This is a genomic window from Streptomyces laurentii (assembly GCF_040635425.1).
In the GTDB taxonomy this organism is placed as follows: domain Bacteria; phylum Actinomycetota; class Actinomycetes; order Streptomycetales; family Streptomycetaceae; genus Streptomyces; species Streptomyces laurentii.
Window position 1 is genome coordinate 1 of the sequence record NZ_JBEYHT010000056.1, and the last position, 25326, is coordinate 25326.

Annotated in this window: 20 protein-coding genes and 1 pseudogene; 11 read left to right on the forward strand and 10 right to left on the reverse strand. The window is 74.1% G+C overall.

Going from position 1 to position 25326, the window contains the following annotated elements:
- Positions 1-437: 437 nt before the first annotated feature.
- Genes ABZ693_RS28020 through ABZ693_RS28030 form a run of 3 tightly spaced genes read right to left on the reverse strand, consistent with a single transcriptional unit; the run spans position 438 to position 2582 of the window.
- Positions 438-1739 (reverse strand): hypothetical protein, encoded by a 1302-nt coding sequence (locus tag ABZ693_RS28020; RefSeq protein ID WP_359882842.1) that lies wholly within the window; start codon positions 1737-1739, stop codon positions 438-440.
- Positions 1649-2386 carry an SMP-30/gluconolactonase/LRE family protein gene (locus ABZ693_RS28025; RefSeq protein ID WP_359882844.1) on the reverse strand — a complete coding sequence of 246 codons (738 nt, stop codon included), beginning with the start codon at positions 2384-2386 and terminating at the stop codon, positions 1649-1651. Before ABZ693_RS28025 ends, ABZ693_RS28020 begins: the two co-directional genes overlap by 91 nt.
- Positions 2349-2582, reverse strand: coding sequence for an SMP-30/gluconolactonase/LRE family protein (locus ABZ693_RS28030; RefSeq protein WP_359882738.1), 234 nt, complete (start codon positions 2580-2582; stop codon positions 2349-2351). The genes ABZ693_RS28025 and ABZ693_RS28030 overlap by 38 nt, the downstream gene beginning before the upstream one ends.
- Before the next feature lie 354 nt (positions 2583-2936).
- Between ABZ693_RS28030 and rsgA the strand changes: the two genes are divergently transcribed.
- On the forward strand, positions 2937-4055 hold the full coding sequence (gene rsgA / locus ABZ693_RS28035; RefSeq protein WP_359882741.1) for a ribosome small subunit-dependent GTPase A: 1119 nt from the start codon (positions 2937-2939) through the stop codon (positions 4053-4055).
- Positions 4056-4257: 202 nt separating this feature from the next.
- Positions 4258-5625 (forward strand): bifunctional transcriptional activator/DNA repair enzyme AdaA, encoded by a 1368-nt coding sequence (locus ABZ693_RS28040; protein WP_359882846.1) that lies wholly within the window; start codon positions 4258-4260, stop codon positions 5623-5625.
- A gap of 55 nt (positions 5626-5680) precedes the next feature.
- Here the strand turns inward: ABZ693_RS28040 and ABZ693_RS28045 are convergent, their stop codons facing one another.
- A complete protein-coding gene (locus ABZ693_RS28045) occupies positions 5681-6529 on the reverse strand; it encodes a MurR/RpiR family transcriptional regulator (protein WP_359882744.1) in 849 nt (282 codons plus the stop codon).
- Between the two features lie 75 nt (positions 6530-6604).
- Between ABZ693_RS28045 and ABZ693_RS28050 the strand changes: the two genes are divergently transcribed.
- Positions 6605-7453, forward strand: a complete 849-nt coding sequence (locus ABZ693_RS28050; RefSeq protein WP_359882746.1) for an EamA family transporter — start codon at positions 6605-6607, stop codon at positions 7451-7453.
- Positions 7454-7458: 5 nt separating this feature from the next.
- Here the strand turns inward: ABZ693_RS28050 and ABZ693_RS28055 are convergent, their stop codons facing one another.
- Both ABZ693_RS28055 and ABZ693_RS28060 read right to left on the reverse strand, forming a co-directional pair.
- Complete coding sequence (locus ABZ693_RS28055) at positions 7459-7941, reverse strand: DUF456 domain-containing protein (RefSeq protein WP_359882749.1); 483 nt, start codon at positions 7939-7941, stop codon at positions 7459-7461.
- A 74-nt stretch (positions 7942-8015) separates the two neighbouring features.
- On the reverse strand, positions 8016-8999 hold the full coding sequence (locus ABZ693_RS28060; RefSeq protein WP_359882751.1) for a helix-turn-helix domain-containing protein: 984 nt from the start codon (positions 8997-8999) through the stop codon (positions 8016-8018).
- Between the two features lie 234 nt (positions 9000-9233).
- Between ABZ693_RS28060 and ABZ693_RS28065 the strand changes: the two genes are divergently transcribed.
- From ABZ693_RS28065 to ABZ693_RS28080, 4 genes are all read left to right on the forward strand, one after another.
- Positions 9234-13010 (forward strand): S8 family peptidase, encoded by a 3777-nt coding sequence (locus ABZ693_RS28065; protein WP_359882753.1) that lies wholly within the window; start codon positions 9234-9236, stop codon positions 13008-13010.
- Positions 13011-13134: 124 nt separating this feature from the next.
- On the forward strand, positions 13135-14304 hold the full coding sequence (locus ABZ693_RS28070) for a protein phosphatase 2C domain-containing protein (protein WP_359882756.1): 1170 nt from the start codon (positions 13135-13137) through the stop codon (positions 14302-14304).
- A gap of 27 nt (positions 14305-14331) precedes the next feature.
- The gene (locus tag ABZ693_RS28075; RefSeq protein WP_359882758.1) at positions 14332-16074 is read left to right on the forward strand and encodes a pyruvate dehydrogenase; all 1743 of its coding nucleotides are present in this window, start codon (positions 14332-14334) and stop codon (positions 16072-16074) included.
- Between the two features lie 100 nt (positions 16075-16174).
- Positions 16175-16579 carry an ATP-binding protein gene (locus tag ABZ693_RS28080; RefSeq protein ID WP_359882759.1) on the forward strand — a complete coding sequence of 135 codons (405 nt, stop codon included), beginning with the start codon at positions 16175-16177 and terminating at the stop codon, positions 16577-16579.
- 121 nt (positions 16580-16700) lie between these two features.
- On the opposite strand, the gene ABZ693_RS28085 is transcribed toward ABZ693_RS28080, so the two are convergent.
- A complete protein-coding gene (locus tag ABZ693_RS28085) occupies positions 16701-17573 on the reverse strand; it encodes a (2Fe-2S)-binding protein (protein WP_359882762.1) in 873 nt (290 codons plus the stop codon).
- Positions 17574-17907: 334 nt separating this feature from the next.
- Here ABZ693_RS28085 and ABZ693_RS28090 point away from each other — a divergent pair, with 334 nt between their 5' ends.
- Together ABZ693_RS28090 and ABZ693_RS28095 are read left to right on the forward strand one after the other, a co-directional pair.
- Positions 17908-18714: a GntR family transcriptional regulator gene (locus ABZ693_RS28090; protein ID WP_435842568.1), complete on the forward strand. Its 807-nt coding sequence runs from the start codon at positions 17908-17910 to the stop codon at positions 18712-18714.
- 57 nt (positions 18715-18771) lie between these two features.
- Complete coding sequence (locus tag ABZ693_RS28095; protein WP_359882765.1) at positions 18772-20355, forward strand: WD40 repeat domain-containing protein; 1584 nt, start codon at positions 18772-18774, stop codon at positions 20353-20355.
- A gap of 72 nt (positions 20356-20427) precedes the next feature.
- On the opposite strand, the gene ABZ693_RS28100 is transcribed toward ABZ693_RS28095, so the two are convergent.
- From ABZ693_RS28100 to ABZ693_RS28110, 3 genes are all read right to left on the reverse strand, one after another.
- Entirely contained in the window at positions 20428-20562 is a 135-nt protein-coding gene (locus ABZ693_RS28100; protein WP_359882768.1) for a hypothetical protein, read from the reverse strand.
- Between the two features lie 54 nt (positions 20563-20616).
- Complete coding sequence (locus ABZ693_RS28105) at positions 20617-21366, reverse strand: hypothetical protein (protein ID WP_359882771.1); 750 nt, start codon at positions 21364-21366, stop codon at positions 20617-20619.
- A 271-nt stretch (positions 21367-21637) separates the two neighbouring features.
- The gene (locus ABZ693_RS28110; RefSeq protein ID WP_359882773.1) at positions 21638-23332 is read right to left on the reverse strand and encodes a PucR family transcriptional regulator ligand-binding domain-containing protein; all 1695 of its coding nucleotides are present in this window, start codon (positions 23330-23332) and stop codon (positions 21638-21640) included.
- Between the two features lie 418 nt (positions 23333-23750).
- Here ABZ693_RS28110 and ABZ693_RS28115 point away from each other — a divergent pair, with 418 nt between their 5' ends.
- Both ABZ693_RS28115 and ABZ693_RS28120 read left to right on the forward strand, forming a co-directional pair.
- On the forward strand, positions 23751-24644 hold the full coding sequence (locus tag ABZ693_RS28115) for an FAD binding domain-containing protein (protein ID WP_359882776.1): 894 nt from the start codon (positions 23751-23753) through the stop codon (positions 24642-24644).
- 2 nt (positions 24645-24646) lie between these two features.
- A pseudogene (locus ABZ693_RS28120) lies at positions 24647-25261 on the forward strand ((2Fe-2S)-binding protein); the annotation flags it as partial.
- Positions 25262-25326: the final 65 nt, after the last annotated feature.

The window sequence follows — 25326 nt, forward strand, 5'->3', positions numbered from 1 at the left end:
CGACCACCGCGCCGGGCCCTCACCATGCCCACCAACCAGCACCGCCCCCAACGACTCTGCCCGGCTACCCAGCAGCCGCAACTGAAACGGCGAGGTTAAGATCGCGGTGAACGATCGCGTATTCGTCGCGGCTAAAACGTTTGCAGAAAGTGCCGTTGATCGTGTCGCTCGGGGTGGCCGGCATCAGCACCACCGCGATCAGCGGAGGGGGTTGATGATGCCTACCGCCGCGACCCCGACATCTGTCTCTCGGCTCACCTGTCGCTGCCTCATCGGTAGCGGCCCCGTCCACCCCCGCCACGGCAGGCTTTCCCACCTGCTTGGAGCGCCGCAACGGAGGCTCCGATCCAGTAGACGCCTTGTGCCGGCCACTCGCCCGACGAACGAAAAGCGCGATTGTGGACCACCCGGAAAGTGATGACATCGGATGCGCCGGATCACTCACCCGGGGGTGGGATGTTCGCGCCGCCGGCGCCGGTCGGCGAGGTACGGGCGGTCGCCGGCCCCGTGTCGAGGAACTCCCGGATGGCGAAGCCGACCAGCACCACGACGACGATCCACATCACCACTGCCGCGGTCGGGTAGCTCCACGTCGCGAGGACGACGGCCGCCACGGTGAGGATCGCGGCCCCGATCCAACGCTTGTACCGGTTCACGAAGCGGCCGACCGGCCCGAGGCGGAGCCCGTGCGCCGTCGAGACCTCACGCAGCGCGCCGATCGCCGATGCGCAGGCGGTGCGGATCGCGACGGCGACTCTCGACGGGCCGATCAGGAAGGCTCCGACGGCCGTCACCAGTGCTGTCACACCGACGGCGCGGATGCTCGCGCGCAGGAAGCGGATCAGGGCGTCGTAGATCGAGCCGGCGGCGGCCTGGGACGCTCCCGGTGGCAGGTGGTCGAGGTACAAGGACCGGAAGACCGTCAGGACGACGCCCAGGAGGAGCATGGCGACGGCCACCCCGGCCGCCGCGCCGATCAGGCCGCGCCGTCGGTTCACGGCGGTGAACACGCCGGCGGCGGCGACCAGCACGGCGATGATCGGCAGCCAGGTCCCCATGATCTGCAGGAGCCGGAAGTAGGTCTTGACCTTGCCGATGTCCTTCGAGGCGAACACCACGAAGTTGGTGTGCACCTCCGGGATCTTCGCCGCGGGGCCGAAGCCGGAGCTCACCAGCTCGTCCTTCACCTTGGCGACGAACGGCCCGATGTCGATGGCGACCTGGTTGTTCTCCAGCGAGATCGCGCCGCCGCCCTTGCCGGTCAGCGCCTTGTCGAGCGAGGCGTGTGCCGCCCGGTTGGCGTCGGCCCACAGGGTCGCGAACTGGTCGCTGGTCACCACCTTGTTCACGGTGCCGCTGACCAGCTGGGTGAGGCCGTTGGTGATCGGCCCGGTCAGGTCGCCGATCAGCTTGCTGAGCCGGGGCGGCGCACCCTGCTCGGCGGCGGCCTGGGAGAGCTGGCCCACCAGGGCCTTCACGTCGATGTGGGACAGGACCTCCGAGGTGACCCGGCTGGTGACCGCGGCCTGGACGTCGGGGTCGCTCGCCAGCGGCGCGACCGTGGCGACGTACCGGTCGGTGTCGCCGACGATCGAGTCGGTCCACACCGCGACGACCGCGAGCAGTGCCAGCAGGGAGGAGATGACGATCAGGACGACCGAGCCGGACGTCCGAAGAAGGTGGTGACGCGCCCGGGGTGGTGGTTTCGATGCCTCGAGCGCGGCGAGCCGCTGCCGCAGCTCATCGAGCTCGGTGCGGTCGCCCGCAATGCCCCGGGGCTCGGGCGCGGAGTGTGCGGGCCGGCCGGTTCCGGGCGGTTCGCTGTCGGGACGGCCCTGCTGCGGGCTGTCGCCCGTCGGATCGGAAGCCGGGTCGGGTGTGCCGCTCGGCATGGCATCTCCCTGCGTCGGGTCCTCTGACAGAGGCGGGGGCGGCGGTCGCACTGACATCGCACCCGCTCCAGGAGATACCGTGAGTGACACCCGTGCCACCGCTTGTGCTCGCTCGGGTGAACTCGCCCTCCGCGCGCTGCGACCGCCGCCCGAAAGCGGACGGGAGGCGGCGGCCGGGCACGTGCGGAGGACCGCTGTGTGTCGCGCCGGTCCGGGAGCGGGGACGGCTGTGCGATCCACAGCATGCCGTCGTCGTCGACGCTCATGCCGTCCGGCCACACCCCGGCTTCGCGGAAGTCGAGGAAGCGTCGCCGGTCGCTCAGGGTGCCGGTTCCGACGTCGAGGTCGAAGACGTCGACGATCATGATGGTGGTGTCGGCGAGGTGCAGGCGCCCTGCCGGTTCGTCGAGGGCGGGTCCGCCGGAGCAGCCTCGGACGAGCGAGTGCCGTCCACCGCTACCGTCCCGACGGCACCTTCGACGGAGCCGCGTCAGCCACGCGGACCACCCGGACGTCGTCGACCCGGTACAGCGCGGCGTTGCGCGGTTGTTTGTCGTAGGCCATGGTCCCGACCCAGGCCCATCCTCGGCTATCGGTCTTGGCGTCGTTCGCGCGGTTCTCGGGCGTGTTCTGCTCGATCGCCGCACACAGGTCGGTCGCCCCCGTGGTCCGGTCGAGGACCCGGGCCAAGGAGGTATGTGCCGGCCGGTGTGCATCCGTTCTCCTCGTTGAACAGGAGCCGGCCCGGCCAGGCAGGCGGTCTCGCGCCTCGTTACAGAGGAGGGGGGATCAAATCGGTGGTGTCGGGCCTCGGGGCGGGTTATGTTTCTCCCGTCCTCGGAAGTTGGGCGGTGTGCCCCTTCCCGAGCCAATGTCAGTACGTGGAAAAGAAGCAGGAGGTGAGGACATTGATGACTGTCACCGTGACGGGCTCTGCCCGCATTCAGGAGTTCATCGTTCCCACCCCTGTGGTCTCCGGCTGACACCCATACGATCCGCGCGCCTGGAGCGCGCCGCCGGGGCCACCCTTTGAAGGGTTTCCCCTTGTTCCACGCTTCGCTCCACTCTTCCTCCTCCGCTGCCCAGCACCCGCTCGTCGTGTACGGGTGGGACGACGACTGGGCGGCCGCGTTCGCCCCGTACGCCGCGCAGGGCCTGCTGCCCGGGCGGGTCGTCCGGGTCGACCGGGGGCAGTGCGACGTCATGACGCCCGAGGGCCTCGTGCGCGCCGACACCGCGTTCGTCACCCCGCACGACCCGATGCGGGTGGTCTGCACCGGTGACTGGGCGGCCGTCGACCCCGACGGGATCGGCGACCCCCGGTACGTACGCGCCTACCTGCCGCGCCGGACCGCGTTCGCCCGCTCCACCTCCTCCAAGCGCTCCGAAGGCCAGATCCTCGCCGCCAACGTCGACCACGCGATCATCGTCGTGTCGCTCGCCGTCGAGCTGGACCTGGGCCGGATCGAACGCTTCCTCGCCCTCGCCTGGGAGTCCGGCGCGCAGCCGCTCGTCGTCCTGAGCAAGGCGGACCTGGTGCCCGACCCGGTCGGCCTGTCCTATCTCGTCGAGGACGTCGAGACCGTCGCCCCCGGCGTCCAGGTCCTGGCGGTCAGCTCGCACACCGGCGACGGCCTCGACACACTCCAGGCGGTCGCCGCCGGCGGCACGGCCGTGCTGCTCGGGGTCTCCGGCGCGGGCAAGTCGACCCTCGCCAACACGCTCCTCGGCCTCGACGCCATGGAGGTCCAGGCCACCCGCGACGCCGACGGCAAGGGCCGGCACACCACGACCACCCGCAACCTGCTCGCCCTGCCCGCCGGCGGCGTCCTCATCGACACGCCCGGACTGCGCGGGGTCGGCCTGTGGGACGCGGAGGCCGGAGTCGGCCAGGTCTTCTCCGAGATCGACGACCTGGCGGCGTCCTGCCGCTTCCCCGACTGCGCCCACGAGGCGGAGCCGGGCTGCGCCGTGACCGCCGCCATCGCCGACGGCACCCTCCCGGAACGCCGCCTTGACAGCTACCGCAAGCTGCTGCGCGAGAACCAGCGGCTGGCCGCCAAGACCGACGCCCGCATGCGTCACGAGATGCGGAAGGTCTACAAGCAGCGGGGCATGGAAGGCCGCGCCGCGATGGACATCAAGCAGGGCCGCTTCCGCTGACGGCCGCCGGTCGTCAGCCGTCAGCCGTCAGCCGTCAGCCGAGGGTGGAGGCCGCCCCCTCGGTCTCCGTGTCCGAAATCCGCCAGCCCGGCCCCGGTGGGCCGCGCACACTGGAAGCATGACGGACACGAAGACCGAGGTGGCGGCGGGTACGGCGGGTGCCCTGGCGGCGGTGGGGGCGACCGGTGTGACCGGCGCGCCGCTGGACGAGGAGACCCGGTACCGGGCGGTCGGCAGCCGGGACGCCCGCTTCGACGGGGTCTTCTTCTTCGGCGTCGCCACCACCGGCATCTACTGCCGGCCCAGCTGCCCCGCCGTCACCCCCAAACGCCGCAACGTCAGCTTCTACCCGACCGCCGCCGCCGCGCAGGCGCACGGCTTCCGGGCCTGCCGCCGGTGCCGGCCCGACGCCGTGCCCGGTTCGCCCGAGTGGGACGTCCGCGCGGACGTCGTCGGCCGCGCCATGCGGATGATCGGCGACGGCGTCGTGGACCGCGAAGGCGTCCCCGGACTCGCCGGACGGCTCGGCTACAGCACCCGGCAGGTCCAGCGGCAGCTCACCGCGGAGCTGGGCGCCGGACCCGTCGCGCTGGCGCGCGCCCAGCGCGCGCACACCGCGCGCGTGCTCCTCCAGACCACCGAGCTGCCCGTCACCGAGATCGCCTTCGCCTCCGGATTCGCCAGCGTCCGGCAGTTCAACGCCACCATCCGCGCCGTCTACGCCCGCACCCCCACCGCCCTGCGCGCCGAATCAGGCACGGGCACCGGGACCACCGCCGACGCGCGTACGGGCACGAACGCGCGTACCGCCCTCGCCGCCGGAGTACCGCTGCGGCTCGCCCACCGGGGGCCGTACGCCGCACGGGAAGTCTTCGACCTGCTGGCCGCCGAAGCCGTACCCGGCATCGAGGAAGTCGTCGGCGCACCCGGCACCCGCACCTACCGGCGCACCCTGCGCCTGCCCTACGGCACCGGCCTCGTCTCCGTCGACGAACACTCCCCGGGCCCCTGGCTCGACGCCCGCATCCGGCTCACCGAACTCCGCGACCTCGCCACCGCCGTCCAGCGGCTCCGCCGGCTCCTCGACCTCGACGCCGACCCGTACGCCGTCGCCGAACGTCTCGGCGCCGACCCCGTACTCGCCGCCGAAGTCGCCGCGCGCCCCGGCGTACGCTCCCCGGGAACGGCCGAACCCGAGGAGTTCGCGATCCGCACCCTCGTCGGCCCCGCCGAAGCCGCCCGGCTCGTCACGCGCCACGGACTTCCGCTCGACACCCCCTGCGGCGGCCTCACCCATGTCTTTCCCGCGCCCGCCGAACTGACCGCCCACCCCGTCGCCGGCCCGCTCGCCCGCGCCCTCGCCGACGACACCGTACGGCTCGACCCGGGCGCCGACCGGGACGCGTCCGCGGCGGCGCTGGCTGGGGTTCCAGGGGTCGGGGCGGAGGCGGTCGCGGCGATTCGGGTGCGGGCGCTGGGGGATCCGGACGTGGCGGTGCCGGGGGTGAGGGGGCGGGAGGAGTGGCGGCCGTGGCGGTCGTATGCGGCGCGGTATCTGGGGCGCGGGTGAAGTGGTGTGGGGCGCGAGTGCGGGGGAGGGGCAGTTCTTCTGTGGGACGGCTTGGTCAGTACGCGTGGTCGGCTGTCACGTCCGCCGAGAGGTCCAGGTGGTGGCGGGCCGCTTCGGGGGAGAGGGACATGAGCGTTGCCGTGAGGGCGTCCACGGCGGCCAGGTGGGCGATGCGGCTGGCGGAGGTTTCCAGGCCGAAGACGAGGTCCTGGCCGCCCGCCACGAGGACGTGGGTGCTGCTCTCGCTCAGGGGTGAGCGGGCGTAGCTGGTGAGGGCGACCACCGCGGCCCCTGCGGTACGGGCCCGGCGGGCGGTGTCCACCGTGGTGCGGGTGGCGCCGGTGTGGCTGATGGCGAGGCAGACGCCGTCGGGCGGGAGCTGGCCCGCGGCGAGCTGGGCGGTGAGCGGGTCTGAGGGGGCGTCGACCGGGCAGCCCAGGGCCCGCAGCCGGTAGGCGACGTCCAGGGCGACGGCCGCCGAGAGTCCGGCTCCGGCGACGACCACGCGCGGGGCCGCGCGCAGGGCCGCGGCCGCTGCCGCGAGCACGGTGGTGTCGAGGGTCGCCGCGAGGCCGTCCAGGGCCTCCCGGGAGGCGCGCACCGTGGCGGTGAGCGCCTGGGCCGCCGGGTCGTCCGGCGTCTGCGGGGGCGGGTCGGCGGCGATCCGGGCGGCCTCGATCTTCAGTTCCTGGAAGCCCCGGAAGCCGAGCCGCTGGCAGGCGCGTACGACGGTCGAGGACGCCGTGCCGGCCAGCGCGGCCACGTCGCTGACGCTCAGGTGGACCAGGGCCGGGCCCTGGTCCAGGACCACCCGTGCCACCCGGGCCTCCGTCTCGCGCAGCTCCGGCAGCCGGGCGCGGATCCGGGCGGTGAGGCGACCCCCGCTTTCGGAATTCTGTTCCATGTGCTTAGCCTAGCGTGGAATTCCATTCCAGGAGTTCCCTGACGCCGCCCCGTCCCGTGCAGGAGTCACTTCGCCATGCCCGGATCGATGTCCACCGCCGCCCTCACCGCCGTCCTCGCCGCCGCTGTCCTCCACGCGGTCTGGAACGCGATGGCCCACCGGATCCCCGACAAACTCGTCGGCTTCGCCCTCATCAACTGCGGCTACACCCTCTGCGCCGCCGTCCTCGTCCGTTTCACCCCGGTCCCGCCGGCCGCCGCCTGGCCGTTCATCGCCGCCTCGGCCGCGCTCGAAGTGGCCTCGCACCTGTTCCTGCTGCGTGCCTACCAGCTCGGCGACTTCGGGCAGATGTACCCGCTCGCCCGGGGTCTCGCGCCGCTGCTCGTCGCCGTCGCCTCGGTCACCCTGCTCGGCGGCGGCCTCACGCTGCCGCAGGCCCTGGGGGTGCTGCTGGTGTCCGGCGGGCTCGGCGCGCTCGCCCTCGGGTCCGGCCGCGTCGGGCGGGCCCAGCTGCCCGCCCTGGGCGCCGCGGTCGGCACGGGCGTGCTCATCGCCGCGTACACGCTCGTCGACAGCTCCGGCGTCCGGCACGCCGACGACACCCTCGCGTACATCGCCTGGCTCTTCCTTCTACAGGGCCCCATCCTGCCGCTGGTCGCGCTCGCCCGGCGGCGGCGCGCCCTGTTCGCCCAGGTCAGGCCCGTGCTCGGGACCGGGCTTACCGGCGGGGTGCTGTCCATGGCCGCGTACGGGCTGGTCATCTGGGCCCAGGCGCACGGTGACGTCGCCTCCGTGGCCGCCCTGCGCGAGACCGGCATCCTCGTCGCCGCCGTCATCGCCACCCTGTTCTTCCGCGAACCCTTCGGACGGCTGCGGCTGATCGCCGGCGCCGTGATGCTGACCGGGATCGGGCTCCTGCGCTGACGCCGTCAGTCCAGGACCAGGACGCCGACCCAGGCCCCCATGATCAGCAGGCAGGCGAACAGCTCCACCAGCACGCTCGTCCCCGCCGCCCGCATCACCGTCCGGGTGGCCGTCCGCGCCTGGCCGTGGCCGCCCGCCCGCAGCCGCTCCGACAGATAGACCCCGCCCACGAAACCGGGGATCGCGCCGATCACCGGGATCAGGACGAACCCGAGCAGCGCCCCCGCCCCCGCGTACGCCATCGTCCGCCGGGTGACCCCCGCCCCCCGGAACCGGCGCGGCGGCAACTGCCACACCGCCACCTGCGTGAGCAGCAGCAGCCCTGTCGCGGACACCAGCAGGATCCAGGCCGGACCGGTCCGCTCGTGCAGCGACCACCACAGCACCGCCGCCCACACCAGCCATGTCCCGGGCACGCCGGGCGTCAGCACCCCGAACAGACCGAGCAGCATCACAAGCCCGATCAGCAGAAGCTGCCACACTCCCATCTGCCCAGGGTGCCGGAGACCCGGCGTCATCGCAGGTCAAGGTGCACCCAAGAAGTACGGCCGGGGGACGGAACTCAGCGGCGGGCGACCCAGCCCTTCTCGTACGCGTGCCAGCCCAGCTGCAGCCGGGTCGTCACGCCCGCCAGTTCCATCAGGCCCTTCACCCGCCTCTGTACGGTGCGCAGCCCCAGGTCCAGCTGCTTGGCCACCGTCGCGTCCGTCATGCCCGCGAGGAGCAGCGACAGGACCTCCAGGTCCACCGGGTCCGGGCCCGGCACCTCTTCCTCCGTCAGGCGCGCGCCCGCGCCGAGGCGCAGGGGCAGCGCCTCGCGCCACACCGACTCGAACAGGCCGGTGAGGGATTCGAGGAGGCCGCTCGCGTGCACCACCAGGGCGGCGGGCTCGGCGTTGCGGCCGGACAGCGGGATCATCGCCAGCGTGCGGTCCGCCACCACCAGCTTCGTCGGCACCCGGTCCACCACCCGGATCTCCTCGTGCCGCCCGAGGGCCGCGGACAGTTCGACCAGGCCGGTCGGCAGCGACAGGACGTCCCGCTCGACCACCACCCGGTAGCGCACACCCCGCTCGGCGGCCTGCGCCTCCGCCTCGTTGTCCATCCCGGATACGGCGATCGGCTTGCCCGTCACCAGCGCGCACACCTCGTCGGTGGCGCCCAGCTGGAGCTGGAGAAAGCGGTGCGTCACCGCGCTCGCGCCGGTCACCACCTCCACCAGGTCGTGCACGGCCGGCTCGGTCGCCTCGGTCCGGTACTCGCGGGCGAGCAGCGACGCCGCCCGCTCCGCCTGCTCCAGCTCGTGCCGCTGCTGGGTGAGCAGCGCGCCGAGGGCCACCCCGGGCGGGGCCGCGACCCAGCGGCCCATGCGGGCCGAGGACTGGGCGGCCAGGCCCTGCGACTCCAGGTGCCGCAGCGCCCGCTCGGTGTCGAGTTCCGGCAGGGCGAGGCGATGGGCCAGGTCGGACACCTCGGCCGCGCCGAGCGCGACCAGCGCGCGGTAGGCGGACTCCTGCCGTTCGTCGAGACCTATCGCACCCAGCATCTGCCGACCCACCCCTCGCGCGGACGCCCCCGGACGACCCGGACATCCCGGGACGGCCCGCGGACGCATTCGTTCCAATTGGTGCCTGGCGGGAAACGGCCACGGCGCATTCCCGCCTCGATCATCCTGCCTGCACCACCCTCACCTCTGCCAATGTGGCGCCACCGCAGCACTGACAACCTCCGGCCGTCGGGGCCTTCGCCCCGCCGTGCCCGGAACCAGATGGGGAGAGCGATGCGCCCGATTTCGCGTACGGCCCTGGGGGCGGCGACCGCAGCCGTCCTGGCCGTCACCGCGGTCACGGCGTCCGCGGCCGCGACGCCGCAGGACGAGCCGGGGACCGGAAAGCGACCGCTGGTCGGCAGTGAGGCCGCCGGCGCCGGACAGCAGCGGACCGCCACGGTCACCCTGGTGACCGGGGACCGGGTCGTGGTGAGCAGGGACGCCCAGGGCGACCCGGCCGCGACCGTGCTGCCCCGCGAGGACGGCACCGTCCCGTTCGTCCAGACCCGGCGCACCGGACCGGACTTGTACGTCTACCCCGAGGGCGCCACCGCCGCCCTCGCCGCCGGGCGGGTCGACGAGGAACTCTTCAACGTCACCGGACTGATCCGGCAGGGGTACGACGACGCCGGCTCGGCCACCCTGCCGCTCATCGCCGTCTACGGCACCGACCTCGCGAAGGCGCGCACCCTGCCGCCCGCCCCGCGCGGCGCCACCCGGGGCAAGGTCCTCAAGACGGTCGACGCCGTCGCGCTCAAGGCCGACAAGAAGCAGGCCGCCGCGTTCTGGGCAGACGTCACCGCCCCCGCCGCGCGCGGTACCTCCCCCGGGCCGACCAAGCTGTGGCTCGACCGCAAGGTCAAGGCCACCCTGGAGCGTTCCACCGCCCAAGTCCACGCCCCCGAGGCCTGGGCCGCCGGCTACGACGGCACCGGCACCAAGGTCGCCGTCCTCGACACCGGGGCCGACGCGGACCACCCCGACCTCAAGGGCCGGATCGTCGCCGCCGAGAACTTCACCGACTCGGCCACCACCGGCGACCGCCAGGGCCACGGCACCCACACCATCTCCACCGTCGGCGGCTCCGGCGCCGCCAGCGGCGGCAAGAAGAAGGGCGTCGCCCCCGGCGCCGCGCTGCTCAACGGCAAGGTCCTCAACGACGGGGGATCGGGCGCCACTTCGTGGATCATCGCCGGCATGGAGTGGGCCGTCGCCCAGGGTGCCGACGTCGTCTCGATGAGCCTCGGCGACCCCTCCCAGACCGACTGCTCCGACCCGTTGAGCGCCGCCACCGAACAACTCGCCCAGAGCGAGGGCACCTTGTTCGTCATAGCCGCCGGCAACTCCGGTCCGGGCAACAAGACCGTCTCCTCGCCCGGCTGCGCACCCGGCGCGCTGACCGTCGGCGCCACCGACCGCGACGACTCCACCGCGTACTTCTCCAGCCGCGGCCCCACGGACAACGTCGCCCACACCCTCAAGCCGGAGATCGCCGCCCCCGGCGTCGGCATCTCCGCCGCGGCGGCCGGCGGCCGCGGCGACGACGCGTACCAGTCGATGTCCGGTACGTCGATGGCCACCCCGCACGTCGCGGGCGCCGCCGCCGTCGTCAAGCAGCGCCACCCCGACTGGACGGCCCAGCAGATCAAGGCCGCGCTCGTCTCCTCCGCCGACAGCGGCATCCCGGGCGACGCCCGCGAGACCGGTGGCGGCCGGCTCGACGTCAAGGCGGCCGTCGACCAGACCGTGCTCGGCGCCCCCGCCGTCCAGGGCGGCACTTTCTCCTGGCCGCAGCGCCCCGCCGACCGCAGCACCGTCTCCGTCCCGTACACCAACACCGGGGACAAGCCCGTCACCCTCGACCTCGCGGTCGAGAAAGTCACCGGCAACGACGGCTCGGCCGTACGAGGCCCGGTCGCCCGCCTCGGCAAGCGCACCGTGACCGTCCCGGCCGGCGCCACCGTCCAGGTGCCGCTCGCCGTCGACCCGACCGCCCACCTGGAGCGCGCACAGTACGGCGACGTCACCGGCCGCGTGCTCGCCACCGGCCCCGGCGGCGTCCACGTCTCCACCCCGTTCTCGCTCTACGTCGAGCCCGAAACCCTCACCCTGCGCGTCAAGATGATCGACCGTCAGGGCAAGCCCGCGAACGGCTCCTCCTCGCTCGACGTCATCGGCACCGACGACGCCTCCGGCGAACGCCGCTTCAACGAGGGCGCCGCCGAGCAGGTCTACCGGCTGCGCGCCGGCCGCTACTTCCTCTCCTCCTACGTCACCACCCGGGACGCGGGCGAGGGCGCCACGCTCGACGACTCGCTCAGCTACCTGGCCCGCCCGCAGCTGGAGCTGAAGAAGGACACCACCGTCGTCCTCGACGCCCGCCAGGCCCACCGCCTGTCCGTGCGCACCGACCAGCCCCACGAACTGCGCGGCGCCACCCTCGCGTTCGCTCGCGCCTGGGACGACACCTGGCTGCACTCGGGCACCGCCGGCGGCCCGCGCAGCATCCGCGGCTACTACGCGGACGTGGAAGGCCGCGCCGGCGACGGCACCTTCGAGTTCGGCAGCTACTGGCGCGCCGCCGCCCCGCAGATCACCGAACTGAAGACGGCCGGCGGACGCGTCCTGCACCCGCTGACCGGCTCCACCGGCTCCGACAACCTCGACGGCACCGGCTCCGCCCGGCTCGTCGACGCGGGCACCGGAAGCCGCGACGAGCTCACCGCCGCCCAGGTCAAGGGGAGGATCGCGCTCGTCCGGCTGCCCGACGACGCGACCAGCGCCCTCGCTCTCGCCCGTGACGCCAAGGCCGCCGGAGCGGTCGCCGTCGTCGCCTACCACCAGGCCCCCGGCCGCTGGTACCCCGGCGGCAGCTACTCCGGACTCGGTCTGCCCGTCGTCTCCGTCCCCGCCGACGAGGCCACCGCGCTGCTCGGCGAACTCGCCGCCGGCGAGGTCACCTTGGCGTGGCAGGCCACCGCCGCCACCCCGTACGTCTACAACCTGGCCTTCCCGGAGGCCGGCGCCGTGCGCGACGACCGCGTCTACCGGGTCCGGGACGGAGCGCTCGGCCGTACCGAGTCCCGCTACGGATCGGCCGGCATCGCCACCGACTTCATGGACTTCCCCGTCACCTCCCGGCCCGGCGGCGGTTCCGTCTCCTTCGCCTCCCTGGAGACCGTCGCGGCCCCCGGCACCCGCACCGAGTACTACACGCCCGGTGACACCACCTGGCAGCAGATGACCGGCTCCAGCTTCCCGTTCGGCGAGCTGATGATCGGCGCCCAGCGCGCCTACGCCCCCGGCGAGAAGCACACCGAGACGTGGTACGACGGAGTCCTCGCCCCGACCGCCCCGCGCGACGCCACCGGAAAGCCCGTTCTCGTCGCCGAGCGCCAGGGCGACTGGATCGGTTTCTCCGACGCCATGTGGGGCGACCGCACCCACCACGCCGAGCCCGGCTCCTTCGGTGACATCGGCAACCTGCGGCTGTTCCGCGACGGCGAGGAGATCGGCTCCAGCTCCTACCCGTTCGGCGCGTTCGAGGTGCAGGCCGAGCCCGGCACGTACACCCTCGAGCAGAACACCATGAAGATCGGCAGCCGGGTGTGGGCCCGCTCCACCTCCGTCAACTCGAAGTGGACCTTCACCTCCGCCCGCGACACCTCCAGCGCCTCCCAGGCCCTCCCGGTTCTCTTCCCCCGCTACGACCTTCCCGAGGACGGGCTGAAGACCCTGGCCGCCGTCGACGGCCAGCACATCGGCCTCGACGCCACGGGCCACGCCGGGTACACGCCCGGCACGCTCGCCTCGGCGAAGCTCTCGTACTCCTATGACGAGGGCAAGACCTGGACCGAGGCGCCGGTCACCCGCCAGGGCGACGGCTGGACCGCCACCGTGGATCACGCGGGCGCCGGCGGCAAGCAGGTCACCCTGAAGACCGAACTGACGGACGCCCACGGCAACTCCGTCACCCAGACCGTGGTCCGCGCCTACGACGTGCGCTGACCACGCCGGTCCGCCGGGCGTCCTTCCCGTGGGGGGTTGGAGACGTCCGGCGGACCACTCTGTTCGGGGGTCCTCTTCGGCGATGTGCCGGATTCGGGCGGCCCCTCCGGTGGACAATCGGGGCATGACGCAGCAGGGCGACACCGGCTGGTGGGACAGGCTCTACGACGGCGCGGCCCCGGACACCGCGCCCGCGCCGACCCCCGACAGCCTCGACGAGCGCTACGACTCCGCCGCGGCGACCACCGCCGCCACTCCGGCCGCCGCCGCTCCCCTCGACGACCCCGCGCCCGTGGCGGTGCCCGCGCCCCGGCCCCGTACCGGACACGTCGGCAGCCGGCCGCCCACGTACGAACCCGAGCCCACCGCGCTGCCCGCCGCCCGGCCCGGCGCGCTCGGCGACCTCGTCCCCGACACCGTCCTCGACGGCGCCCGCTACGGCGCCTGCACCCTGCGCGCCGCCTCCGTCCGCGGCGACTCCGCCCGTTTCCGCGGCGAACCCCGCCGCGACGCCCTGCTCACCGCCCGCTTCGGCCAGGGCGAGGCCGCGCTCGTGCTCGTCGCGGTCGCCGCCGGGACCCGCGCCGCCGACCAGGCCCATCTCGCCGCCGCCGACGTGTGCCAGTGGATCGGCGAGACAGTCGGCCGCAGCCACGCCCGGCTGTCCGAGGACCTCCGCTCCGGCCGTGGCGGCGACCTCCGATCCGGACTCCAACGGCTCACCGACCGCACCTACGGCAAGCTGCGCGCCCGCGCCGCCGAGCGCGGCCTCGCCCCCGACGCGTACGCCGCCGGGCTGCGCTGTCTGCTTCTGTCCGCCGACCCCGAGTGCCGTGCCCGGGTCGTCTTCGGCGTCGGCCCCGGCGGGCTGTTCCGGCTCCGCGACGGCTCCTGGCAGGACATCGAGCCGCCGGCGGATCCCCTGCCCGGGACGCCCGGGACGCCCCGGACGCCCGGGACCTCGGTGGCCGGCGAGGAAGAGGAAGACGACGGGCTCACCCTCGGACTCGGGCTCGCCGCCGCGCCCGGCCGCCCCTTCGTCGAGGCCCCGCCGCCCCCGCCCGCCGAGCCGTTCCGCTTCCGCGCCTCGACCGCCCGCCCCGGCGACGTCCTGCTCCTCGCCTCGAACGGCCTCGCCGAACCGCTGCGCGGCGCCCCGGCACTCGCCGGCGAACTCGCCACCCGCTGGACCGGCGCCGAGCCGCCCGGCCTGGCCGCCTTCCTCGCCGACACCCAGGTGCGCGTCACCGGCTACGCCGACGACCGTACGGCGGTGGCCGTCTGGGAGGCGTAACCTCCCCGCCCATGGGTTGATGGACCCATGGCCAAACAGAATGTCGCAGAACAATTCGTCGACATCCTCGTCCGCGCGGGCGTCCAGCGCCTCTACGGAGTGGTCGGCGACAGCCTGAACCCGGTCGTCGACGCCATCCGCCGCACCGACGGCATCGACTGGATCCAGGTCCGGCACGAGGAGACGGCCGCCTTCGCCGCCGGCGCCGAGGCCCAGATCAGCGGACGGCTCGCCGCCTGCGCGGGCTCCTGCGGCCCCGGCAATCTGCACCTCATCAACGGCCTGTACGACGCCCACCGCTCCATGGCCCCGGTCCTCGCGCTCGCCTCCCACATCCCGTCCAGCGAGATCGGCCTCGGCTACTTCCAGGAGACCCACCCGGACCAGCTGTTCCGCGAATGCAGCCACTACAGCGAACTGATCTCCAACCCCGGCCAGATGCCCCGGCTGCTCCACACCGCGATCCAGCACGCCGTCGGCCAGGGCGGCGTCAGCGTCGTCTCGCTGCCCGGCGACATCGCCGCCCGGCCCGCCCCCGAGCAGACCGCCGTGACCGCGCTCGTCAACTCCCGGCCCACCGTCCGGCCCGGCGACGCCGAGATCGACGCCCTCGTCCGGATGATCGACTCCGCCGACCGGGTGACGCTGTTCTGCGGCAGCGGCACGGCGGGGGCGCACGAGGAGGTCATGAGCTTCGCCGAGCGCGTGAAGGCGCCCGTCGGGCACGCGCTGCGCGGCAAGGAATGGATCCAGTACGACAATCCGTACGACGTCGGCATGAGCGGGCTGCTCGGCTACGGTGCCGCCTACGAGGCCACCCACGAGTGCGATCTGCTGCTCCTGCTCGGCACCGACTTCCCGTACAACGCCTTCCTGCCCGACGATGTGCGGATCGCCCAGGTCGACGTCCGGCCCGAGCGCCTCGGCCGCCGCTCCCGGCTCGACCTCGCCGTGTGGGGAGACGTCCGTGAGACGCTGCGCTGTGTGATCCCGCGCGTCCGGGCCAAGAACGACCGGCGCTTCCTCGACAGGATGCTGAAGAAGCACGCCGCCATCCTGGAAGGCGTGGTCAAGGCCTATACGCGGAAGGTCGACAAGCACGTCCCGATCCACCCCGAGTACGTCGCCGCCGTCCTCGACGAACTCGCCGACGACGACGCCGTGTTCACCGTCGACACCGGGATGTGCAACGTCTGGGCCGCCCGCTATCTCTCGCCCAACGGGCGCCGCCGCATCATCGGTTCCTTCAGTCACGGCTCCATGGCCAACGCGCTGCCGCAGGCCATCGGCGCCCAGTTCACCGACCCCGAGCGGCAGGTCGTGTCGATGTCGGGCGACGGCGGATTCACCATGCTCATGGGCGACTTCCTCACCCTCGTCCAGTACGACCTGCCGGTGAAGGTGGTCCTCTTCAACAACTCCTCGCTGGGGATGGTGGAGTTGGAGATGCTGGTCGGCGGCATGCCGTCGTACGGCACCACCAACAAGAACCCGGACTTCGCCGCAGTCGCCCGCGCGGCCGGCGCCTACGGAGTCCGCGTCGAGAAGCCCAAACAGCTGGCGGGCGCGCTGAAGGACGCCCTGCGGCACCGGGGTCCGGCCCTCGTCGACATCGTCACCGACCCCAACGCCCTGTCCATCCCGCCGAAGATCAGCGCCGACATGGTCACCGGCTTCGCGCTGTCCGCCGGCAAGATCGTCCTGGACGGGGGAGTGGGTCGCATGGTGCAGATGGCCCGCTCGAATCTGCGGAACGTGCCCCGTCCGTGATTCCGTGCACCCGTTCCGCGACCGTGGCGCCATGAATGCGGGTCCCCGGGCGGGGCATGCATCCCCGTGAGCCTGTTCGATCCGACACGGGGTGGGGGTTATGGCCGGGGAGGCGAAACAGCCGACTCAACTGCTCAGAAAGGTGGGAGGCGCGGATCTCACCGCGGTACCGGAGGTACGGCACGCGTTACGCGCGATGCTGGGAGCCTGGGGAACACCGGGCGCCACCGATGTCGCGGAACTGCTCACCAGCGAGCTGGTGACCAACGCGCTCGTCCACACCGATCACGGGGCGGTCGTCACCGCCACCGTGGTGCCCGAACAACTACGGGTCGAGGTGCGGGACTTCGTGCCCGGCATCGACCCGCCGCGGGTGCCGTACGCCGACGACGGCACGCACGGCCGCGGGCTCGTCCTGGTCGAAGCCCTCGCCGACTCCTGGGGTGTCGAGAACCAGGGGGTGGGCAAGGTGGTGTGGTTCGAACTGAACGGCGGGGCCGCCTGAGAGTGGAGGGGCGCTCCGCCGGACGGGGACATCGGGAGGGGAGTGAGGGCGGCCGGCCGGAGTGCGCCCCCTGTGCGCCCGCCGAGCTGTCGGGTCGTCCGGGCGTGAGGTCGTCAGGTCGTCAGGACGTCGCCGCCAGGCGGCGCACCCGCTCCGGGTCCGCTGTGCGCGGGCACGTCAGGCAGGTGTCCTCCGGGCGCAGCGTGTAGAAGAGGCAGCAGGTCACCCGGTCCCGGGTGGCCCGCACCCCGCCACACGCCTCCGCCGAGCCCGGCAGCTCCCGGAAGTTCGCCGCCCCCGCGTACGGCGCGTACGGGCGGACCGCCCCCGGCATCAGCCGCTCCAGCTCGCCGAGCGCCCGGTCCTCCTCGCCGAGCAGCGCGGCCACGTACCAGAGGCCCTCGACGATCTCGTCCGTCACCATCCCCCACAATGCCCGCCTGCCCCGCCGCATCCGGGGCCCGAAGCCGCCGAGCACCGCCTCGAAGTGCTCGGCCAGCGCCGTCCGCGCCTCCGCCCGCAGCGCCTCCTCGTCCGCCACCACCCGCGCGCCCGGCAGCGCCGCCGCCGGATCGTCCGGCAGGCAGGCGAACTCCTCCACCCGCACCGCGAGCCGTCCGAGCGCGCGCTGGAAGGACACGTTCCGGGCCGGGATCCGCGGCACCCGGCGGTCCAGGAACCAGGGGAGCGTGACGAGCAGACAGGCCGGCCAGGCGTACCGGTGCAGCCCGAAGCCCGCCACCACGTCCGGCCGCGCCGTCCGCCCGTAATCCCGCCGTACCTGCTCCTCGTCCCAGGACAGAAAGGCGTCCAGGGCCGCGCCCCCGGCCCCCAGCTCGGCCGCGCCGACCCAGCCCGGGCCGCGTGCTCCGGCGCCGTCCGCCCACTCCTCGACGCCCAGCGCCGGAAAGACCCCGGCGAGCCGCGCGTAGGCCGCCGCGACAGGCGAACCGGCCGGGGGAGACAGCGGAGTTCGCAGAGTGGGGACGGTCATACGGGGCCACCGAATCGCGCTCGTGGGCAGGTTAGCCTTACCTTACCCGACACGTACGGTGTTTGAACTGCGACGCCGTCCGCCTATCGTGCACGGGGGACCCCGGCATCGCGAGCCGGGCCCGAGACGAAGGCGCAGGAGGACCGGGGTGGAGCAGGGCGGCACGCGCGGCCGGACGGGGACGCGGGCGGGCGAACACGCCGCGGCCCCCGAGGACGGTGGCGCGGAGTACAGGGGTACGGGGTACGGGGACGCCCGGAGCGCGGGTGCGCCCGGTTCGGGCGGGGTCGGCCTCGGGGGAGCCGGACTGGGTGCCCTCGGCGGGTTGGGCGGGCTGAGCGGGCTCGGTGGGCTCGGCCGTCTCGGCGGTGCCGGGTACGGCGACGGGCTCCGGGTGCCGCAGCAGGCCGGCGTCGACCGGGGCACCGCCCCCGCCGCCCCCGCCGTCCCGGCCGCCCGGGGCGAGCACGTCCACGACGAACCGGCCGGACCCGCGGCCGCGCCCGTCCCCCGGCCCGTACGCCGTCACTCCGTCCGCGGCCAGATCCTCCAGGCCCTGCGCGACGCCCTCGTCGCCGGCGAACTCGTCCCCGGCGAGGTATACTCCGCGCCCGCCCTCGCCGAACGCTACGGCGTCTCCGCCACCCCCGTCCGCGAGGCCATGCAGCAGCTCGCCACCGAGGGCGCCGTCGAGGTCGTCCTCAACCGCGGCTTCCGCGTCACCGAACGCACCCCGCGCGAACTCGCCGAGCTCGCCGAGGTCCGCGCCCTCGTCGAGGTCCCCGTCGTCCTCCGGCTCGCCCGCACCGTCCCCGCCGACCGGTGGGCCGCGCTCCGCCCGCTCGCCGACGCCGCTTCCCGCGCCGCCGGCCGCGGCGACCGCGCCCACTACGCCGACGCCGACCGCGCCTTCCACCGCGCGGTCCTCGCCCTCGCCGGCAACGACCAGCTCCTCGCCGTCGCCGAGGACCTTCACCGGCGCGCCCAGTGGCCCCTGGTCGCCGCCGCCGGTACCACCCGCCGGGCCGAACTCGTCGCCGACGCCGCCGAGCACTCCGCCCTCCTCGACGCACTGATCGCCGAGGACACCGAAACCGTGACGGCCCTCATGCGGCAGCACTACCCCGGATGGCGGGACTGACGGCTAAGGTCGACAGCAACAGGCCAAGCGCATATGCCGAGGTTCCCGGAGGTGGCCATGCCGTCCGTCCGCGCGGAACGACCCGGGGCCGCCGCCCTGCTCGGCTGGCTCACCGACCCCGACGCCCCGCGGCTCTGCCTCGTCACCGGCGGCACCGGGCTGCTCGACTGGCTCGCCCGGTACGGACCACGCGACGCCGGCCGCCGGCGCACCGTCCGCGCGCTCGTCCCGCTCGCCGGCCGCAGCGCCCTCGGCACCGCGTGGGCCGTCGCCGACCACCTGGGCATCGTCGCCCCGTCCCCCGCCGACGTCGTCCGCGCCCTCGCCACCAGCGAGAACGGGCGCGCCGCCCGCACCGTCCTGCTCCTTCCCGCCCTCCACGACGCCGCCGAACCCGTGGCCGTCGCCACCCTGCTCGCCGAACTCGCCCGGCTCGGGCGGGTCCGGCTGGTCGTCGAGGCACGGCCCGGCACACCCGAGTACGAGGTGCTGGCGCGGGGGCGGGTGACGGTGGTCGACGCGGACGGCGACGCGGACGGCGACGAGGGCGGCGACGAGGGCGGAGTCGAGGGCACGGTCGACGCGGGTGGTGGCGGCGCTGGCGGGGTGGCGGGTCCGGTGTGCCCCGTCGATCTCTCGGACCCCGCCGCCGTCTGCGCCGCCGACCCCGTCACCGTCACCACCGGATACGTACGCGACCCGTGGGACGACCACGGCGGGCTGCGCGCCGCCTGGATGCGCGCCGGACAGGCGCTCTGCGCCGCGCCCCGCCCCGCTGACCGGGCCCTCGGACTGCTCGCCCTGCTCGGCGACGGCGCCGACCCCCGGCTCCGGCCCGCCCTCACCGAACTCGCCGTTGACTCGTCCTGGACGACGCGGTGGAGCCGCGTCACCGGCGACGTCGCCCCGCCCTGGCCCGGGCCCGTCGCCGCGCTCGCCGCCCCCGACGGCATGCTGCTCGTCGCCGACCTCGGCGGCACCGTACGGCTCCTCGCCGCGGCCGACGCCCGGCCGCTCGGACGGCTCGACCACCCCGTCGGCGGCCGCGTCACCGCCCTCGCGCCCGCACCCGACGGAACGGTCCTGCTCCTCGACGAGCGCGGCCGGCTGCACACCGTACCGGGACGGGAACCCCGGGCCCCGTACCTGCGGCGGCTCACCGAAGCAGTCACCGCGACCCTCACCCGGCACCCCGGGACGGCGCTCGCCGCGATCGCCGGCTCGGTCGTCGTCGGCGACCGGCTCGGCTCCGTCCACGCCTTCGGACTCACCGGACTGCACCAGGCCGCCCTGCACAGCGGACGCGTCACGGCCGTCGCCGCCGTCGAATCCGAGACGCCGTTCGTGTGCAGCGGCGGCAGCGACGGCGCGGTCCGCCTGTGGACACCCGGCCGTGACCCCGAACCCGACGCGCTGCGCCGGCGCCCCTCGCCCGTCGTCGCCCTGTCCGCCGCGGAGACGCCGCACGGGCCGGTCATAGCGGCGGCGTGGGGCGACGGGACCGTGGAGCTGCACCGGCTGGAGCGGCGGGACCGAGTGGGGTTCCGGCCGGGGCCGGGCGTGCGGGCGGTGGCGGTGACGCCGGACGGGGGACTGGTGGTGGGGATGGACGAGGCGCTGGTGTGCGTGGCGTTGAGGTAGGGGGGCGCGGGTCCGGGGGCGGTGCGCTGAGATGTGTGGGTGGTGACGCGGGGAAGTTGATCTCAACCGGTTCTACAGCGTGTTGCTGTCCGGCCGGCTCCTGCCGAAGGCCCAGCTCGACCAGATACGGACCACCGTCGCCGGGAACGGCCGCGCGGTCGGTGTCGCGGTGACCACGCAGCCGGACGCGACGGCCAAGGAGCGCATGGGCGACGTGGTGGACGCGGCCCTGTGCGCGCGGCGAATGGGGTGTGAGCGCGGTCAGATGGCCGGGCGCGGAGTCAACTGGGCGGCCAGCCAGGTGGGGACGCCGCCCAGGAGGCGGAACAGGCGGGCGGCTTCCGCGCGGAGGCGGCCCGCCTCGGGTTCGGACTCGGCGGCCGCGAGAGAGGCGAGGGCCGGGGCCGTACCCACGAGGTAGCCCAACTCCTCGCGGATCCTGAGGGATTCGGAGAAGCCGTGCCGGGCCTCCTTCAACTCGCCCTCGCGCAGGGCGAGTCCGGCGAGGTGGCGCCAGGTGAAGGAGAGGAGTAAGGAGTCCCCGTGGGCCGTCGCGGCCTCGTGGGCGCGGCGGTAGGCCGCGCGGGCGGCCTGCGGGGAGTCCCCGAGGTTCTGGGCGACGAGGCCGCGCCGGAAGTCGAGCAGGGCCCGTCGCGGGGCCTCCGGGTGGATGAGGGCCGCCGCGCGGCCGAGGGCGGAGCGGGCCTCGTCGGCCCGGTCCCGTACCCCCAACAGGGTGGAGGCGTAGGCCAGATAGCCCCGTTCGCAGGCCGCGGCGCCGCGTTCCTCGTCCGTCCGGGCCACCGCCTCCGCCCCGCGCAGCGCGTCCTCGGCCTCGGGCCAGCCCTGCTCGGTGTACAGACAGCGCTCGATCAGCAGGGCCGCCCGCTCCAGGGCCGCGGCCGGGTCGGCCGCGCGGGACGTGAGCAGTTCCGCCGCGTCCGTCCAACAGCCGCGTGAGCGAAGCCTCCAGACCGCGGATTCCAGTGGGGTTCCCCGGCCGTACGCCACATTGCCCTCCCCGAGCGCGCCATCGAGCTGTTGAGTAGGACGGCATCTCAGCACGAATCTCGGGGACGGGCCAAGGGGTCGGGTGAAACTTTTCACAAAGGGAAAGGGTGGCGGAACGCCGTCCGGACCGGATAAAGGGGGTCGCCACCCTCACCCGGCCGGACGCGGATGATCACCCGATGAGATGAACAGGGGCGGGTGACCTCGGCGTTCACCCGTTCAGCTCACCCGTTCAGTTCATCCGGTCGGCTCACCGGTTCCACTCATCCGGTCAGCTCATCCGCAGCGCGAGGAAGAAGTCCAGCTTGTCCTCCAGCCGGGACAGATCGCGGCCCGTGAGCTGTTCGATCCGCCCGACCCGGTAGCGCAGCGTGTTCACGTGCAGATGGAGGCGGGTCGCGCAGCGGGTCCAGGAGCCGTCGCTGTCGAGGAACGCCTCCAGGGTCGGGATCAGCTCGGCCCGGTGCCGGCGGTCGTAGTCGCGCAGCGGGTCGAGGAGCCGGGCGGTGAAGGCGCGCCGGACGTCGTCCGGGACGAACGGCAGCAGCAGCACGTGCGAGGCCAGCTCGTGGTGGCCGGCCGCGCACACCCGGCCCGGGCGGGCGGCGGCGACCCGGCGGGCGTGCCGGGCCTCCTCCAGGGCGCCGCGCAGCCCCTCGGCGGAGTGCACCGAGGCGCTGACGCCCAGGGTGAGCCGCCCGTCCTCGGCGAGCCCGGCGGACAGCGGCCCGCGGATGGCCTGGAGCAGCGAGTCGGCGTGCAGGCCGAGGGCCGCGGACGACAGGCCGTCCTCGGACTCCGGCAGCGGCGCGGCGGCCAGCGGGACGAGCGCGATGGCCTCGTCGCCGCCGTGCGCGACCGCGATCCGGTCGGCGGAGTCGGCGCCCGTGGCGGCCGGGTCGACCAGGATCTCCTCAAGCAGGGCCTGGGCGACCGGCCCGCTGTCGACCGGGGTCTGCCCCGGCTCCTGCGTCCACTCGACGCGGGCCACGACGACCTGCCAGTGCGGTGCGTTGCCGAAGCCCGGCAGCAGCACCGGCGCGGCCACCCGCAGCCGGGCGGCGATCTCGGCGGGCGCCGCGCCCGCCTGCACCAGCTCCAGGATCTCCTGGGCGAGCCGGCGCCGTACCGTACGGGCCGCGTCGCGCCGGTCGCGCTCCACGGAGATCAGCTGGGTGACGCCCTGGAGCAGGTCGAGCCGGGCGGCAGGCCACTCGCCGGCGTCGGCCTCGACGGCGAGCAGCCAGTCGGACAGCACCGTCTCGCGCACGTCGCGCGGGCCCGGCGCGGCGGCGCGGCCGCTGTTGCGGATCGGGAAGAGGGAGTACGTCGTGCCGCCCGCGGCGACCCGGTGCGGGGCACGCCGCCCGGCACGGGTGGCGGCCAGGTGTTCGCCCGCCAGAGTGGCGGCCCGCTCGCTGTCGAGCGGGTCGCCGGCACTCGCGATCCGCCGGCCGGTGGGGGAGAGTACCCAGGCCCGCAGGTCGAGGTCGGAGCCCAGCAGGTCGAGGACGGCGTCGGGGCCGCCGCCCGCCGGACCGGAGGTCATCAGCCGCCGGTGCCGGTCCACGACGGCGGCCAGGTCGCCCGCCCGCTCGCCGGACACCTGGCGTACGACGTGCTCGGTGATCGTCGCGAACGCGACGGACTGGCTCACCGCGAACAGCGGGAGGTCGTGCCGCGCGCACACCTGGACGAGGTCCTCCGGGAGGTCCGCCAGATCCAGCTCGCCGGCGGCGACCGCGGCCACCCCGGCCGCGGTCACGGCCCGCACGAAGACCTCCGCGTCGGCCGGCTCGCGCAGCCCGGCGAGGCCCGTGAGGACCAGCTCGCCGCCGGACAGGTAGCGGCTCGGGTCCTTGAGGTCCGTGGTCATCACGCCGCGGACGGTCCGGTCGAGCTCGTTCTCGCCGTAGAGCAGCCGCAGCCCCAGCGCGTCGTTCTCCAGCAGTGCGCGCAGCCGCATGATGTCGCCGCCGTTCCTTCTCGTCCGTGGTCCGTCGTGGGAGTGGTGCGAACGACGGCGACCCGGAGGTGCCGTGTTCGGGGGATCGGAGAGCAGACCGCTCCCCGTCGTTCGTTCGAATCTACAAGACGACCGCCGCAGCCAGCCAACCGCTTCATGGTTTCTGTCACTGCACCCCGGACACCCGGGCTTGTGTACTGGATCACACACAGGGTGTGGGGTTGTGTGGGGCACGCACATGGCCAGGGCCGGATGCCCCGTCCCTTCGGCCCGTTCGACGGCTTTCCCGGCGCGGTGCCCCGAGCCTCGCGCCGCAGGCTTCGCGCCCTGAGCTTCGCACCTGGGGCTTCGCGCCCCGTACGACGTCCGTACGACGTCCCGAACCGAATCACGCGTCACGCAGCAGAAGAGAGCCAGCATGGACTTCCTTCGCCCCGCCGGCTGGGAGGAGGCGCTCGCCCTCAAGGCGGAGCACCCCGCGGCCGTGCCCCTCGCGGGCGGTACGGACGTCATGGTCGAGATCAACTTCGACCACCGGCGCCCCCCGTACCTCCTCGACCTGACCCGGATCGACGAGCTGAACACCTGGGAGGTCGGCGAGCGCGAGGTGCGGCTCGGCGCGTCCGTCCCGTACACCCGGATCATGGAGAACCTGCGCCGCGAACTGCCCGGCCTGGCGCTCGCCGCGCACACCGTCGCCTCCCCGCAGATCCGCAACCGCGGCGGCGTCGGCGGCAACCTGGGCACCGCCTCCCCGGCCGGCGACGCCCATCCCGCGCTGCTCGCGGCCGGCGCCGAGGTCGAGGTCGCGTCGGTGCGCGGCAGCCGCCGCATCCCCATCGATGCCTTCTACACAGGCGTGAAGCGCAACGCGCTGGAACCCGACGAACTCATCAAGGCCATCCACATCGCGAAGGCCGACGGCCCGCAGCAGTTCTCCAAGGTCGGCACCCGCAACGCGATGGTGATCGCCGTCTGCGCCTTCGGTCTCGCGCTGCACCCCGAGACCCGGACCGTGCGCACCGGCATCGGCTCCGCCGCGCCGACCCCCGTACGCGCGCGCGTCGCCGAGGAGTTCCTGACGGCGGCGCTCGACGAGGGCGGCTTCTGGGACAACGGGAAGACCGTCACCCCCTCGATCGCCCGCCGGTTCGCCGAGCTGGCGTCCGGCGCCTGCTCCCCGATCGACGACGTACGGGGCACCGCCGCGTACCGCCGGCACGCCGTGGGCGTCATGGCCCGGCGCACCCTCGGCTGGGCCTGGGAGCAGTACCGCACCGGCGACGGGCGCACCCTCGAAGGAGCTGCATGACCATGCGAGTCCACTTCACCGTCAACGGCCGCGCGCAGACGGCCGACGACGTCTGGGAGGGCGAGTCCCTGCTGTACGTGCTGCGCGAGCGGCTGGGGCTCCCCGGCTCCAAGAACGCCTGTGAGCAGGGCGAATGCGGATCCTGCACGGTCCGGCTCGACGGGGTGCCGGTGTGCGCCTGCCTGGTCGCCGCCGGGCAGGTGGAGGGTCGTACGGTCGACACCGTCGAGGGGCTCGCCCGGTACGCCGAGCAGCGCGAGCGTGAGCGTGAGCACGGAGGGGATCGCGGGGGTACGGAGCCGGGGACCGAGGCGAGGAGGCCGGACGGCACCTCGCTCGACGAGGCACGCCGCTGGCAGGCCCGGCCCGAGGAGGAAGCGCCCGCCGGCCGCTCCGGCGCCGCGCTGTCCCCCGTCCAGCAGGCGTTCCTCGACGCCGGCGCCGTCCAGTGCGGCTTCTGCACCCCCGGGCTCCTCGTCGCCGCCGACGACCTGCTGGAACACCACCCCTCGCCGACCGACGAGGACATCCGCGAGGCGCTCTCCGGCAACCTCTGCCGCTGTACCGGGTACGAGAAGATCCTCGACGCCGTCCGCCTCGCCGCCGCCCGCCAGGAGAGCGACCAGGGCAACGGCCGGGACGGTAGGGACGGTAGCGGGGGCGCCGCAGGCTCACGTACCGA